4 protein-coding genes, 3 tRNA genes, 5 rRNA genes and 1 riboswitch are annotated in these 15341 nt (G+C 48.2%); of the genes, 1 reads left to right on the forward strand and 11 read right to left on the reverse strand.

Going from position 1 to position 15341, the window contains the following annotated elements; translation table 11 throughout:
* From PG915_RS00005 to PG915_RS00040, 8 genes are all read right to left on the reverse strand, one after another.
* Positions 1-2848: ribosomal RNA gene (locus tag PG915_RS00005) — 23S ribosomal RNA — on the reverse strand.
* A 346-nt stretch (positions 2849-3194) separates the two neighbouring features.
* Positions 3195-3270 (reverse strand) — tRNA-Ala (locus tag PG915_RS00010).
* 41 nt (positions 3271-3311) lie between these two features.
* Positions 3312-3388 (reverse strand) — tRNA-Ile (locus tag PG915_RS00015).
* 67 nt (positions 3389-3455) lie between these two features.
* Positions 3456-5006, reverse strand: a 16S ribosomal RNA gene (locus tag PG915_RS00020).
* A gap of 386 nt (positions 5007-5392) precedes the next feature.
* Positions 5393-5509: ribosomal RNA gene (gene rrf, locus PG915_RS00025) — 5S ribosomal RNA — on the reverse strand.
* A 127-nt stretch (positions 5510-5636) separates the two neighbouring features.
* Positions 5637-8522 (reverse strand): 23S ribosomal RNA (locus PG915_RS00030).
* 343 nt (positions 8523-8865) lie between these two features.
* A tRNA-Glu gene (locus PG915_RS00035) sits at positions 8866-8941 on the reverse strand.
* A gap of 64 nt (positions 8942-9005) precedes the next feature.
* Positions 9006-10557 (reverse strand): 16S ribosomal RNA (locus PG915_RS00040).
* The 16S, 23S and 5S rRNA genes sit together here with 3 tRNA genes alongside, the layout of an rRNA operon.
* A gap of 626 nt (positions 10558-11183) precedes the next feature.
* Here PG915_RS00040 and PG915_RS00045 point away from each other — a divergent pair.
* Positions 11184-11639 (forward strand): RNA-binding protein, encoded by a 456-nt coding sequence (locus tag PG915_RS00045; RefSeq protein ID WP_353497367.1) that lies wholly within the window; start codon positions 11184-11186, stop codon positions 11637-11639.
* Here PG915_RS00045 and murI read toward each other — a convergent pair.
* The 3 genes from murI to PG915_RS00060 all read right to left on the reverse strand — a co-directional run bounded on the left by murI (position 11602) and on the right by PG915_RS00060 (position 15030).
* On the reverse strand, positions 11602-12393 hold the full coding sequence (murI, locus tag PG915_RS00050) for a glutamate racemase (RefSeq protein ID WP_353497368.1): 792 nt from the start codon (positions 12391-12393) through the stop codon (positions 11602-11604). The two genes, PG915_RS00045 and murI, sit on opposite strands and share 38 nt — an antisense overlap.
* 87 nt (positions 12394-12480) lie before the next feature.
* Complete coding sequence (locus tag PG915_RS00055; RefSeq protein ID WP_353497369.1) at positions 12481-13137, reverse strand: ATPase; 657 nt, start codon at positions 13135-13137, stop codon at positions 12481-12483.
* A 36-nt stretch (positions 13138-13173) separates the two neighbouring features.
* Positions 13174-15030 carry a TonB-dependent receptor domain-containing protein gene (locus PG915_RS00060; protein WP_353497370.1) on the reverse strand — a complete coding sequence of 619 codons (1857 nt, stop codon included), beginning with the start codon at positions 15028-15030 and terminating at the stop codon, positions 13174-13176.
* 53 nt (positions 15031-15083) lie between these two features.
* Positions 15084-15293, reverse strand: a riboswitch (cobalamin riboswitch).
* Between the last annotated feature and the right edge of the window lie 48 nt (positions 15294-15341).

Below are 15341 nucleotides of genomic sequence, written 5' to 3' on the forward strand. Positions count from 1 at the left end.
CAACGCCTCACAACGCTTACACACCCTGCCTATCAACGTTCTAGTCTCGAACAACCCTTTAGGACACTTAAAGTGCCAGGGAAGACTCATCTCAGGGCTCGCTTCCCGCTTAGATGCTTTCAGCGGTTATCGATTCCGAACTTAGCTACCGGGCAATGCCATTGGCATGACAACCCGAACACCAGAGGTTCGTCCACTCCGGTCCTCTCGTACTAGGAGCAGCCCCCTTCAATCTTCCAACGCCCACGGCAGATAGGGACCGAACTGTCTCACGACGTTCTAAACCCAGCTCGCGTACCACTTTAAATGGCGAACAGCCATACCCTTGGGACCAGACTTCAGCCCCAGGATGTGATGAGCCGACATCGAGGTGCCAAACACCGCCGTCGATATGAACTCTTGGGCGGTATCAGCCTGTTATCCCCGGAGTACCTTTTATCCGTTGAGCGATGGCCCTTCCATTCAGAACCACCGGATCACTATGACCTGCTTTCGCACCTGCTCGAATTGTCATTCTCGCAGTCAAGCGGGCTTATGCCATTGCACTAACCACACGATGTCCAACCGTGTTTAGCCCACCTTCGTGCTCCTCCGTTACTCTTTGGGAGGAGACCGCCCCAGTCAAACTACCCACCAGGCACTGTCCGCAGCCCCGATAAGAGGTCAACGTTAGAACATCAACACTACAAGGGTGGTATTTCAAGGACGGCTCCACGAATACTGGCGTACTCGTTTCAAAGCCTCCCACCTATCCTACACATGTAGGGTCAATGTTCAGTGCCAAGCTGTAGTAAAGGTTCACGGGGTCTTTCCGTCTAGCCGCGGGTACACTGCATCTTCACAGCGATTTCAATTTCACTGAGTCTCGGGTGGAGACAGCGTGGCCATCATTACGCCATTCGTGCAGGTCGGAACTTACCCGACAAGGAATTTCGCTACCTTAGGACCGATTATAGTTACGGCCGCCGTTTACCGGGGCTTCGATCAAGAGCTTCGACCTAAGTCTAACCCCATCAATTAACCTTCCGGCACCGGGCAGGCGTCACACCGTATACGTCATCTTACGATTTTGCACAGTGCTGTGTTTTTAATAAACAGTTGCAGCCACCTGGTATCTGCGACTCCCCATAGCTCCATCCGCAAGGGACTTCACCGCGAGGAGCGTACCTTCTCCCGAAGTTACGGTACCATTTTGCCTAGTTCCTTCACCCGAGTTCTCTCAAGCGCCTTGGTATTCTCTACCCGACCACCTGTGTCGGTTTGGGGTACGATTCCTTACAATCTGAAGCTTAGAGGCTTTTCCTGGAAGCATGGCATCAATGACTTCACTACCGTAGTAGCTCGACATCGTGTCTCAGCCTTAAAGAGAGCCGGATTTACCTAACCCTCAAGCCTACGCACTTGAACCTGGACAACCGTCGCCAGGCCCACCTAGCCTTCTCCGTCCCCCCATCGCAATTGTAAGAAGTACGGGAATATTAACCCGTTTCCCATCGACTACGCCTTTCGGCCTCGCCTTAGGGGTCGACTCACCCTGCCCCGATTAACGTTGGACAGGAACCCTTGGTCTTCCGGCGTGGAGGTTTTCACCCCATTATCGTTACTCATGTCAGCATTCGCACTTCTGATACCTCCAGCAGACCTTACAGTCCACCTTCAACGGCTTACAGAACGCTCCCCTACCCAATGACCTAAGTCATTGCCGCAGCTTCGGTTTATAGCTTAGCCCCGTTACATCTTCCGCGCAGGCCGACTCGACTAGTGAGCTATTACGCTTTCTTTAAATGATGGCTGCTTCTAAGCCAACATCCTAGCTGTCTAAGCCTTCCCACATCGTTTCCCACTTAGCTATAATTTGGGATCTTAGCTGGCGGTCTGGGTTGTTTCCCTCTCCACGACGGACGTTAGCACCCGCCGTGTGTCTCCCGGATAGTACTTACTGGTATTCGGAGTTTGCAAAGGGTTGGTAAGTCGGGATGACCCCTAGCCTTAACAGTGCTCTACCCCCAGTAGTATTCGTCCGAGGCTCTACCTAAATAGATTTCGGGGAGAACCAGCTATCTCCAGGTTTGATTGGCCTTTCACCCCTAGCCACAAGTCATCCGCTAATTTTTCAACATTAGTCGGTTCGGTCCTCCAGTTGATGTTACTCAACCTTCAACCTGCCCATGGCTAGATCACCTGGTTTCGGGTCTATATCCAGAGACTGAACGCCCAGTTAAGACTCGGTTTCCCTACGGCTCCCCTAAACGGTTAACCTTGCCACTGAATATAAGTCGCTGACCCATTATACAAAAGGTACGCAGTCACACCACGAAGGTGCTCCTACTGCTTGTACGTACACGGTTTCAGGTTCTATTTCACTCCCCTCACAGGGGTTCTTTTCGCCTTTCCCTCACGGTACTGGTTCACTATCGGTCAGTCAGTAGTATTTAGCCTTGGAGGATGAATTCTCCATATTCAGACAGGATATCACGTGTCCCGCCCTACTCGATTTCACTGATGATGAGATGTCGACTACGGGGCTATCACCCTTTACTGCGGCACTTTCCAGAGCCTTCGTCTGTCTCATTAAAAGCTTAAGGGCTAATCCAATTTCGCTCGCCGCTACTTTCGGAATCTCGGTTGATTTCTCTTCCTCGGGGTACTTAGATGTTTCAGTTCCCCGGTTCGCCTCGCTGAGCTATGTATTCACTCAGCGATAACTGCTTATGCAGTTGGGTTTCCCCATTCAGGAATCCCAGACTCAAAGGTTATTACTACCTAATCTGGGCTTATCGCAAGTTATTACGCCTTTCATCGCCTCTGACTGCCAAGGCATCCACCGTGTACGCTTAGTCACTTAACCATACAACCCCAAAGAGTTTCAAAGAAACCTCGAGATTGTCGTTAAACAACCAAAGTTGTCTGCAATTTTTATACATGATGCAGACTCGATTTTGCCGGACTCAAATAACTCTTTGTTTCCGCTTTTGAAAAGCAGAGGCAAAAGTGGACTTTCGTCACTTCCAAGAACACTTGAATGTGTGTTGGTACCTAAATGATTAAATCATCTAGGATTTGAGAACTTTTAAATGAATAACATTAATCAAATGTTATTCGTCAGCTTTCCAAATTGTTAAAGAACGAGATTTGCTTTCTAGTTAAAGAAAGAAACCATTTTTAAATATTCTCAAAGAGAAAACACTTAAAGATGGTGGAGCTATGCGGGATCGAACCGCAGACCTCCTGCGTGCAAGGCAGGCGCTCTCCCAGCTGAGCTATAGCCCCATCAGTGTTGATGCTTATCGCCAATCATCTGGGAGGAAGATTGGTGGGTCTGAGTGGACTTGAACCACCGACCTCTCGCTTATCAGGCGAACGCTCTAACCACCTGAGCTACAGACCCAAGCATCGTCTTTAATTCATAAACCTAATCAATCTGTGTGAACACTCATCGCAATAATCTATTCGTATAAGGAGGTGATCCAGCCCCAGGTTCCCCTAGGGCTACCTTGTTACGACTTCACCCCAGTCATGAACCACAAAGTGGTGAGCGTCCTCCCGAAGGTTAAACTACCCACTTCTTTTGCAGCCCACTCCCATGGTGTGACGGGCGGTGTGTACAAGGCCCGGGAACGTATTCACCGTGGCATTCTGATCCACGATTACTAGCGATTCCGACTTCATGGAGTCGAGTTGCAGACTCCAATCCGGACTACGACGCACTTTTGGGATTCGCTCACTTTCGCAAGTTGGCCGCCCTCTGTATGCGCCATTGTAGCACGTGTGTAGCCCTACTCGTAAGAGCTATGATGACTTGACGTCGTCCCCACCTTCCTCCGGTTTATCACCGGCAGTCTCCCTGGAGTTCCCGACATTACTCGCTGGCAAACAAGGATAAGGGTTGCGCTCGTTGCGGGACTTAACCCAACATTTCACAACACGAGCTGACGACAGCCATGCAGCACCTGTCTCAGAGTTCCCGAAGGCACCAAAGCATCTCTGCTAAGTTCTCTGGATGTCAAGAGTAGGTAAGGTTCTTCGCGTTGCATCGAATTAAACCACATGCTCCACCGCTTGTGCGGGCCCCCGTCAATTCATTTGAGTTTTAATCTTGCGACCGTACTCCCCAGGCGGTCTACTTAACGCGTTAGCTCCGAAAGCCACGGCTCAAGGCCACAACCTCCAAGTAGACATCGTTTACGGCGTGGACTACCAGGGTATCTAATCCTGTTTGCTCCCCACGCTTTCGCATCTGAGTGTCAGTATCTGTCCAGGGGGCCGCCTTCGCCACCGGTATTCCTTCAGATCTCTACGCATTTCACCGCTACACCTGAAATTCTACCCCCCTCTACAGTACTCTAGTCCGCCAGTTTCAAATGCAGTTCCGAGGTTGAGCCCCGGGCTTTCACATCTGACTTAACGAACCACCTGCATGCGCTTTACGCCCAGTAATTCCGATTAACGCTCGCACCCTCCGTATTACCGCGGCTGCTGGCACGGAGTTAGCCGGTGCTTCTTCTGTCGCTAACGTCAAATGATGCAGCTATTAACTACACCACCTTCCTCACGACTGAAAGTGCTTTACAACCCGAAGGCCTTCTTCACACACGCGGCATGGCTGCATCAGGCTTGCGCCCATTGTGCAATATTCCCCACTGCTGCCTCCCGTAGGAGTCTGGACCAGTGTCTCAGTTCCAGTGTGGCTGATCATCCTCTCAGACCAGCTAGGGATCGTCGCCTTGGTGAGCCATTACCTCACCAACTAGCTAATCCCACCTGGGCTAATCTTGACGCGAGAGGTCCGAAGATCCCTCTTTGACTCGAAGGCATTATGCGGTATTAGCCATCGTTTCCAATGGTTATCCCCCACATCAAGGCATATTCCCAGGCATTACTCACCCGTCCGCCGCTCGACGCCGTTAACGTCACCCGAAGGTTCAGTTAACTCGTTTCCGCTCGACTTGCATGTGTTAGGCCTGCCGCCAGCGTTCAATCTGAGCCATGATCAAACTCTTCAATTTAAGATTTTGTCGGCTCAATGAATACTGACTTTAAACTACATAAGTAATCTAAAGCTATTATCGTTCCAACAGAACGATAATGAATTGACTAGTGCCAAGTCTTTCGACTTGATTGGTCACTCAGTTCATTGAAAACCTAATTTGATACCGAGGTATCTAATTTGATTATCATCAACGAGTGCCCACACAGATTGATAGGTTTATATTGTTAAAGAGCTTTGCTTTCAACACCTTAGTGCGTCAGCGAGGTGCGTATAATACGCTTCTCACTTTGAAAGTCAACATAAAATTCTAAGAAACTTTAGAACTCTATGGTGACTTGCTTATTAAATAAGCAAGTGCGAACCTTTTGTCTTCACTTTTCAAAAAAGTGAAAATAAATAGGAGCCTGGCGATGTCCTACTCTCACATGGGGAAGCCCCACACTACCATCGGCGCTATTGCGTTTCACTTCTGAGTTCGGCATGGAAATCAGGTGGGTCCACAATGCTATGGTCGCCAAGCAAATTCTGTTTTGCCTTCAGATTTTCTGAAAATCTGAAAACAATAAATCCGGAAAGCTGTTAATGCGTTCTCTACACATTCAATTTGTTCTTGCTTTGAGTCCAATCAAAACCCTTTGGGTGTTGTATGGTTAAGCCTCACGGGCAATTAGTACAGGTTAGCTCAACGCCTCACAACGCTTACACACCCTGCCTATCAACGTTCTAGTCTCGAACAACCCTTTAGGACACTTAAAGTGCCAGGGAAGACTCATCTCAGGGCTCGCTTCCCGCTTAGATGCTTTCAGCGGTTATCGATTCCGAACTTAGCTACCGGGCAATGCCATTGGCATGACAACCCGAACACCAGAGGTTCGTCCACTCCGGTCACTCTCGTACTAGGAGCAGCCCCTTCAATCTTCCAACGCCCACGGCAGAATAGGGATCGAACTGTCTCACGACGTTCTAAACCCAGCTCGCGTACCACTTTAAATGGCGAACAGCCATACCCTTGGGACCGAACTTCAGCCCCAGGATGTGATGAGCCGACATCGAGGTGCCAAACACCGCCGTCGATATGAACTCTTGGGCGGTATCAGCCTGTTATCCCCGGAGTACCTTTTATCCGTTGAGCGATGGCCCTTCCATTCAGAACCACCGGATCACTATGACCTGCTTTCGCACCTGCTCGAATTGTCATTCTCGCAGTCAAGCGGGCTTATGCCATTGCACTAACCACACGATGTCCAACCGTGTTTAGCCCACCTTCGTGCTCCTCCGTTACTCTTTGGGAGGAGACCGCCCCAGTCAAACTACCCACCAGGCACTGTCCGCAGCCCCGATAAGAGGTCAACGTTAGAACATCAACACTACAAGGGTGGTATTTCAAGGACGGCTCCACGAATACTGGCGTACTCGTTTCAAAGCCTCCCACCTATCCTACACATGTAGGGTCAATGTTCAGTGCCAAGCTGTAGTAAAGGTTCACGGGGTCTTTCCGTCTAGCCGCGGGTACACTGCATCTTCACAGCGATTTCAATTTCACTGAGTCTCGGGTGGAGACAGCGTGGCCATCATTACGCCATTCGTGCAGGTCGGAACTTACCCGACAAGGAATTTCGCTACCTTAGGATCAGTTATAGTTACGGCCGCCGTTTACCGGGGCTTCGATCAAGAGCTTCGACCTAAGTCTAACCCCATCAATTAACCTTCCGGCACCGGGCAGGCGTCACACCGTATACGTCATCTTACGATTTTGCACAGTGCTGTGTTTTTAATAAACAGTTGCAGCCACCTGGTATCTGCGACTCCCCATAGCTCCATCCGCAAGGGACTTCACCGCGAGGAGCGTACCTTCTCCCGAAGTTACGGTACCATTTTGCCTAGTTCCTTCACCCGAGTTCTCTCAAGCGCCTTGGTATTCTCTACCCGACCACCTGTGTCGGTTTGGGGTACGATTCCTTACAATCTGAAGCTTAGAGGCTTTTCCTGGAAGCATGGCATCAATGACTTCACTACCGTAGTAGCTCGACATCGTGTCTCAGCCTTAAAGAGAGCCGGATTTACCTAACTCTCAAGCCTACGCACTTGAACCTGGACAACCGTCGCCAGGCTACCTAGCCTTCTCCGTCCCCCATCGCAATTGTAAGAAGTACGGGAATATTAACCCGTTTCCCATCGACTACGCCTTTCGGCCTCGCCTTAGGGGTCGACTCACCCTGCCCCGATTAACGTTGGACAGGAACCCTTGGTCTTCCGGCGTGGAGGTTTTTCACCCCATTATCGTTACTCATGTCAGCATTCGCACTTCTGATACCTCCAGCAGACCTTACAGTCCACCTTCAACGGCTTACAGAACGCTCCCCTACCCAATGACCTAAGTCATTGCCGCAGCTTCGGTTTATAGCTTAGCCCCGTTACATCTTCCGCGCAGGCCGACTCGACTAGTGAGCTATTACGCTTTCTTTAAATGATGGCTGCTTCTAAGCCAACATCCTAGCTGTCTAAGCCTTCCCACATCGTTTCCCACTTAGCTATAATTTGGGATCTTAGCTGGCGGTCTGGGTTGTTTCCCTCTCCACGACGGACGTTAGCACCCGCCGTGTGTCTCCCGGATAGTACTTACTGGTATTCGGAGTTTGCAAAGGGTTGGTAAGTCGGGATGACCCCTAGCCTTAACAGTGCTCTACCCCCAGTAGTATTCGTCCGAGGCTCTACCTAAATAGATTTCGGGGAGAACCAGCTATCTCCAGGTTTGATTGGCCTTTCACCCCTAGCCACAAGTCATCCGCTAATTTTTCAACATTAGTCGGTTCGATCCTCCAGTTGATGTTACTCAACCTTCAACCTGCCCATGGCTAGATCACCTGGTTTCGGGTCTATATCCAGAGACTGAACGCCCAGTTAAGACTCGGTTTCCCTACGGCTCCCCTAAACGGTTAACCTTGCCACTGAATATAAGTCGCTGACCCATTATACAAAGGTACGCAGTCACACCACGAAGGTGCTCCTACTGCTTGTACGTACACGGTTTCAGGTTCTATTTCACTCCCCTCACAGGGGTTCTTTTCGCCTTTCCCTCACGGTACTGGTTCACTATCGGTCAGTCAGTAGTATTTAGCCTTGGAGGATGAATTCTCCATATTCAGACAGGATATCACGTGTCCCGCCCTACTCGATTTCACTGATGATGAGATGTCGACTACGGGGCTATCACCCTTTACTGCGGCACTTTCCAGAGCCTTCGTCTGTCTCATTAAAAGCTTAAGGGCTAATCCAATTTCGCTCGCCGCTACTTTCGGAATCTCGGTTGATTTCTCTTCCTCGGGGTACTTAGATGTTTCAGTTCCCCCCGGTTCGCCTCGCTGAGCTATGTATTCACTCAGCGATAACTGCTTATGCAGTTGGGTTTCCCCATTCAGGAATCCCAGACTCAAAGGTTATTACTACCTAATCTGGGCTTATCGCAAGTTATTACGCCTTTCATCGCCTCTGACTGCCAAGGCATCCACCGTGTACGCTTAGTCACTTAACCATACAACCCCAAAGAGTTTCAAAGAAACCTCGAGATTGTTGTTAAACAACCAAAGTTGTCTGCAATTTTTATACATGATGCAGACTCGATTTTGCCGGACTCAAATAACTCTTTGTTTCCGCTTTTTAAGAAAAAGCAGAGGCAAAAAGTGGACTTTCGTCACTTCCAAGAACACTTGAATGTGTGTTGGTACCTAAATGATTAAATCATCTAGGATTTGAGAACTTTTAAATGAATAACATTAATCAAATGTTATTCGTCAGCTTTCCAAATTGTTAAAGAACTAATCACTTCGTAATGAAGTAACCATTTTTAAGAATTCTCGAAAGAAAACGCTTAAAGATGGTATCCCGTAGGGGAGTCGAACCCCTGTTACCGCCGTGAAAGGGCGGTGTCCTAGGCCTCTAGACGAACGGGACACGGTGTCTTAAATCTATAAACCAATCAATCTGTGTGAACACTCATCGCAATAATCTATTCGTATAAGGAGGTGATCCAGCCCCAGGTTCCCCTAGGGCTACCTTGTTACGACTTCACCCCAGTCATGAACCACAAAGTGGTGAGCGTCCTCCCGAAGGTTAAACTACCCACTTCTTTTGCAGCCCACTCCCATGGTGTGACGGGCGGTGTGTACAAGGCCTAGGAACGTATTCACCGTGGCATTCTGATCCACGATTACTAGCGATTCCGACTTCATGGAGTCGAGTTGCAGACTCCAATCCGGACTACGACGCACTTTTGGGATTCGCTCACTTTCGCAAGTTGGCCGCCCTCTGTATGCGCCATTGTAGCACGTGTGTAGCCCTACTCGTAAGAGCTATGATGACTTGACGTCGTCCCCACCTTCCTCCGGTTTATCACCGGCAGTCTCCCTGGAGTTCCCGACATTACTCGCTGGCAAACAAGGATAAGGGTTGCGCTCGTTGCGGGACTTAACCCAACATTTCACAACACGAGCTGACGACAGCCATGCAGCACCTGTCTCAGAGTTCCCGAAGGCACCAAAGCATCTCTGCTAAGTTCTCTGGATGTCAAGAGTAGGTAAGGTTCTTCGCGTTGCATCGAATTAAACCACATGCTCCACCGCTTGTGCGGGCCCCCGTCAATTCATTTGAGTTTTAATCTTGCGACCGTACTCCCCAGGCGGTCTACTTAACGCGTTAGCTCCGAAAGCCACGGCTCAAGGCCACAACCTCCAAGTAGACATCGTTTACGGCGTGGACTACCAGGGTATCTAATCCTGTTTGCTCCCCACGCTTTCGCATCTGAGTGTCAGTATCTGTCCAGGGGGCCGCCTTCGCCACCGGTATTCCTTCAGATCTCTACGCATTTCACCGCTACACCTGAAATTCTACCCCCCTCTACAGTACTCTAGTCCGCCAGTTTCAAATGCAGTTCCGAGGTTGAGCCCCGGGCTTTCACATCTGACTTAACGAACCACCTGCATGCGCTTTACGCCCAGTAATTCCGATTAACGCTCGCACCCTCCGTATTACCGCGGCTGCTGGCACGGAGTTAGCCGGTGCTTCTTCTGTCGCTAACGTCAAATGATGCAGCTATTAACTACACCACCTTCCTCACGACTGAAAGTGCTTTACAACCCGAAGGCCTTCTTCACACACGCGGCATGGCTGCATCAGGCTTGCGCCCATTGTGCAATATTCCCCACTGCTGCCTCCCGTAGGAGTCTGGACCGTGTCTCAGTTCCAGTGTGGCTGATCATCCTCTCAGACCAGCTAGGGATCGTCGCCTTGGTGAGCCATTACCTCACCAACTAGCTAATCCCACCTGGGCTAATCTTGACGCGAGAGGTCCGAAGATCCCCCTCTTTGGCCCGAAGGCGTTATGCGGTATTAGCCATCGTTTCCAATGGTTATCCCCCACATCAAGGCATATTCCCAGGCATTACTCACCCGTCCGCCGCTCGACGCCGTTAACGTCACCCGAAGGGTCAGTTAACTCGTTTCCGCTCGACTTGCATGTGTTAGGCCTGCCGCCAGCGTTCAATCTGAGCCATGATCAAACTCTTCAATTTAAGATTTTGTTCGGCTCAATGAATACTGACTTCAAAACTCATCCTTACTCAAAAGTAAGAAGTAATTTTAAAGCTATTATCGTTCCAACAGAACGATAATGAATTGACTGTGCCAAGACTAAGTTCTTTTACAAGAAAGTAATCTCGATTGGTCACTCAGTTCATTGAAAACCTAATTTGATACCGAGGTATCTAATTTGATTATCATCAACGAGTGCCCACACAGATTGATAGGTCTATATTTTTAAAGAACATTTTCTAACTTTCGAACCGCTTAGCGTCTCGTCGTTAGGGGTGCGTATCTTACGCTTCCCAGTTTGAGAGTCAAGCGTTTTTTCAAACTTTCTTTTCTCTCTCAACCGACTCCGCTTTGTGACTTTCGTCTCACTCCGTGTCGGTGAGGCGGCATTATAGAGATCACAGCATTGATGACAACCCTTTTTTTTGAAATTATTCTCCGTTCGTTCAAAAAGCCATCAGACACGGTGTTTTTCGATAAAAATTCAACATTTGAAATACATCACACCAAATAATTGGAAAAATAACGCTCAACTACGTAATATTCCTATATCTATTTGTTAACGATAGATGCCATTATTCGTCAATAAGAAAAGTAGTACTTTAATATGGACTCCAATAAATCTCTTTTTCTAGTAATAGCGATCGCTATTTTGGGCGGTATTGTTTTTTCTCAGTTCGCCGACATCTCACCGGCTGTTGCTTTTGTGCTTGGTGTAGTAGCTACATTTTTCGTTGTTAAGTTTTCTTCTGCTACTCCAACCGTTTCGAAAGACAGTTCTCAATCAACAAAAACTCTTTACGTAGGTAACCTACCTTATAAAGCTAACGAATCTCACGTTAAGGATCTGTTCGCTGAATATGGGGAAGTATTTGCGGTAAGACTAATGAAGGATAAACGCACAGGTAAGCGTCGTGGATTTGGTTTCGTCGTAATGGCGAGCTCCGATGCCAAAGGGGCAATCGAAGCGCTCAATGAAAAGGACTATATGCAAAGAACGTTAAAGGTTCGCATTGCCAATGATCCTAAGCATCCTGAATCTGAATCAATTGAACAGGACTAAAGCCGAGATCGTCTAAGGCTTTGTTAAGTGCTTCTTCTTGTATAGGGGAAGCACTGCTAAACACCTCTTTGATCCCTACTCCTTCTTGATCGCCACTCTCTGCTAATAAGCTCACGACTCTACGAGCGATCGCCATACCCGAATCAATCAATTCGACACCTTTGCCTAGCACTTGCGATATCTCTTCTCGAATCAACGGAAAATGCGTACACCCTAATACGGCTACATCAATTACATCTACGAGTGGCTCTAGGATCTGATGCAAGTGAATCATGTCAGTGGGTTGACCTCTCAGCTTTTGCTCGGCCATATCCACCAGTTGACTGCTACCAAGCAGCTTTACATCTTTATCATCTGCAAAGTCTCGAATCAGATCATGAGTATACTGACGAGTAATGGTGGCAGGTGTGGCAATTAAACCGACGGCCTTTTTTGAAAGTAGAGAAGCGGGCTTGATTGCTGGTACGACACCGACAACCGGAATAGACAACACTTCTCTTAAATGAGGCAGCACGATGGTGCTCGCGGTATTGCAAGCGATAACGACGATATCAATGCGCTGGCGCTGCATCATCTGTTGAATAAGACGACAGGTACGATCAACCAATGTATCTGGTGCTAGCTCACCATAGGGATAGGCTTCGTTGTCGAATAAATAGAAGTAGTTTGCACACGGCAGCAAGTTTGCTATCTCTTTATATACAGAGAGACCACCTACCCCGGAGTCAAATATCAAAATGTTATGTCTATTCATCGCGTATTTCACCGACAGTTGTCGTTATCTATCCGCCGACATGATACTCACTACTGGTTAAGCGGTAAACCTATCTGCTCTCGATGCCTACTTCACTTTGTACCTTAGATGGCTGAATCGCTCAGCGGTTTCTATCGATAAGGAGTCTATCTCTATGGGATGGCTAAAGTACTTTGAATTACACACTAAGGTGTGGAACTCACCATCTTCGCCACATGGGTCAACATTGTCTGGCAACTCCGTGATGAGGCTCTCGGTATAACGCGCACCGCATAAAGACTCCTGCAATACTTGCCTGTCTATTGTCACCAAGACTGTATCAATCCCTCTTTCTATTATCTCTTGAGCTAGCTCTTGGCTATTTTCACCAACTAAAGGAAAAACCGCTTCAAACCCAGCAGGCTCTACATAGCTCTTTCGATACTCTACGATGCCATTACAGAACATGTCCCCGAAGGCGATACCGTCAACATTAAGTCCTGATGACTTCACGCCGTCTATTACTAGCGACTGGTATATGTCATTCGGCGGGAACACCTCCGGCAGTTCAATAGACACTAACGGCATACCTAGTCTATCGGCTTGCATCTGAACAACTTCGAGAGGTGTGACTTGGAAAGGCACCTCACCGCTTACGTGAGTGGTGTAAAGACCTACAACATTGTATTCGGACGACTCCATAAGACGCTCAAAGGTCAATGTGGAATCTTTACCTGATGACCAGCTGATAATGATGTTTTTCATAAATAAAAAGGGGTGACGAGCACCCCTTATGTTTCCCTAGAATTTATAGTCTACGGTTGCAAAAACATTGCGCCCGTCTGCTTTGTAATAGTTTGTGCCTGAACCTAGAGCCGTGTAGATCTCTTCATCCAGTAAGTTATTGACTTTAACACTCACCGCTAGAGCCTCTGTCACCTTGTAGCCAGCACCTATATCAACCGTGGTATAAGCATCAAGAGTGCCGCCTACTTTATCTTTACGTTCACCTACGTAATTGGCTATCAAAGCCAATTCAAGATCGTTGAGTTGATAGGTCGAGACCAGCTTAAAGTTCTGTTTCGCGCGGCGAATCAGCTGAGAACCGTCTTTCTCATTTACTGGATTTTTAAAATCCGCTGATAACTGGTGTTGAACTCCCCAAGTAGCAAACTGCCCTTGGAGCTCAATACCTTCAACTGACGCTTCATCTACATTACTTGGCACATAGTTACCCGAATCATTCGGTGCCCAGTTAATCAAATCTTTGATATCCGATTTGTACGCGGTAATTTCCCATGTCATCCAAGACTGGTAACCCCTAACGCCAATTTCAGAAGACATGGAGGTTTCAGGCTTTAGCGATTCGTTACCCGCATTGGGCCAATATAGGTCATTGAACGTTGGTGCCTTAAAAGCAGTCCCTGAACTTGCCACGAGTTGAATCGTATCTAGCACAAAGTAACCTGCACCTAGATTCCAAGTGGTGTGTCCACCAAACGCGCTATCGTCATCGTGACGTGCACTCGCTTCAAGGGAAGCTTTGTTATACTCAAACAAAGCGCTCGCAAATGCAGCTTTGTTGTCTTTGGTTGTTTTGCCGTAGTCTGTGGTGTTGGAGCCACCGCGATTTGCTTTTTCCAGATAGTAATCTAAACCGGCATTAAGAGTTAGGTAGTCAAAACCGCTATAGCTGTTAAACCATAAAATAGAGTTTCGCGATGTGGTGAGTTCTGACTTAGCATTCTTACCTGCCGCATCTCCGTCTCGGCCTTGGTTATAGCTCGTACTCACCTGCAACTCGGAGTTGAATTGCTCCCTGTGGTAAAGAGCGGTGCCTGCGAGTGAATAGTTCGTGGATTCGCTCTCTTGCTTCGTTCCATCAAATGCATTGGCATACTCAACGTCTGATGCAGAACTCATACCATTCAGCTTTAACGTCCAGTTATCGTTGATACTATGGGCAAGATTGCCTATCACTACTTTCGAGTCATAACCGTGCTTGTCGCTCTCTGGTGCCATCTGATACACATTAAAGCCATCACTTCTCTCAGCTTGCAACGTAATGCCGCCAGACGTACTCTCCGAAATTTGCCCTGATGAGCGCCAGCCCAACTGCTTGGTATCGTGTGAACCGTAGCCAAGTCTCGCTTGATGATTGCGAGTCTTAGTCGCTGTTGTAATACTAATAACACCACCAATCGCGTCGGAGCCATAAACCGCAGCGCGTGGTCCTCTCACGACTTCAACTCTTTCAATCGCGTATGCTGGGATCAAACCAATCGATGCACCGCCATTCGTAGCGGAGTTAAGTCGAACACCATCAAGGATCACTAGGGCGTGTTTCGTCAATGTGCCTCTAATGTAGATGCTTGTCTCTTGAGCATTGCCACCCGATGAATTGATTTCGATACCTGGAACGGTTCTTAGTACATCAAGAACACTGTTCGCCTTAATTTTTTCAATATCTTCGCGCGTAACAACCGTCGTAGGTGCTAACACCGAAGCTTTGCTTTGCTCTACACGGTTCGCCGTGACGACCATGGTCTCATCAGCCGATTTAGATTGATTACTTGAGCTTGTTACTTCTGCCAGTGAAAAAGAAGCATAAGAAGAGAGCGATGCAGTCACTGCTATCGCCAAACATGATTTGTTCATTTGTTGTGTTGTCCTAAATCGCGTAAGTCCTACCTACTCGAGCAATCCTTTTTCGCATCGAGTTGGCTGCTGGCAGGTATTCGGACTTAAGAGCACGAAACCATATTGGTTCCACCTACTGCCTCGACTTCCCGTTTATGTCAAACAGTGTCTTTTGAGGGGTTGTTCTCTCTTACCGCTGCGCGTCAGTTCTGGATTTGCACCAGATTCCCTTTTCAGTGAGATATCCATTTGATTCTCACACCAGCTAGGGGCCATGGTATTAACTGATTGATTATTTGTCCATAACGGATTGAACTAAGCTATAAGAG

The organism is Vibrio sp. CB1-14 (assembly GCF_040412085.2).
Taxonomy (GTDB): Bacteria; Pseudomonadota; Gammaproteobacteria; order Enterobacterales; family Vibrionaceae; genus Vibrio; species Vibrio chaetopteri.

Excerpts from the sequence above, each read along its gene's own strand:
- PG915_RS00045 (WP_353497367.1), top strand. The coding sequence starts at position 11,184 with ATGGACTCCAATAAATCTCTTTTTCTAGTAATAGCGATCGCTATTTTG.
- PG915_RS00055 (WP_353497369.1), bottom strand. The coding sequence starts at position 13,137 with ATGAAAAACATCATTATCAGCTGGTCATCAGGTAAAGATTCCACATTG.
- murI (WP_353497368.1), bottom strand. The coding sequence starts at position 12,393 with ATGAATAGACATAACATTTTGATATTTGACTCCGGGGTAGGTGGTCTC.
- PG915_RS00060 (WP_353497370.1), bottom strand. The coding sequence starts at position 15,030 with ATGAACAAATCATGTTTGGCGATAGCAGTGACTGCATCGCTCTCTTCT.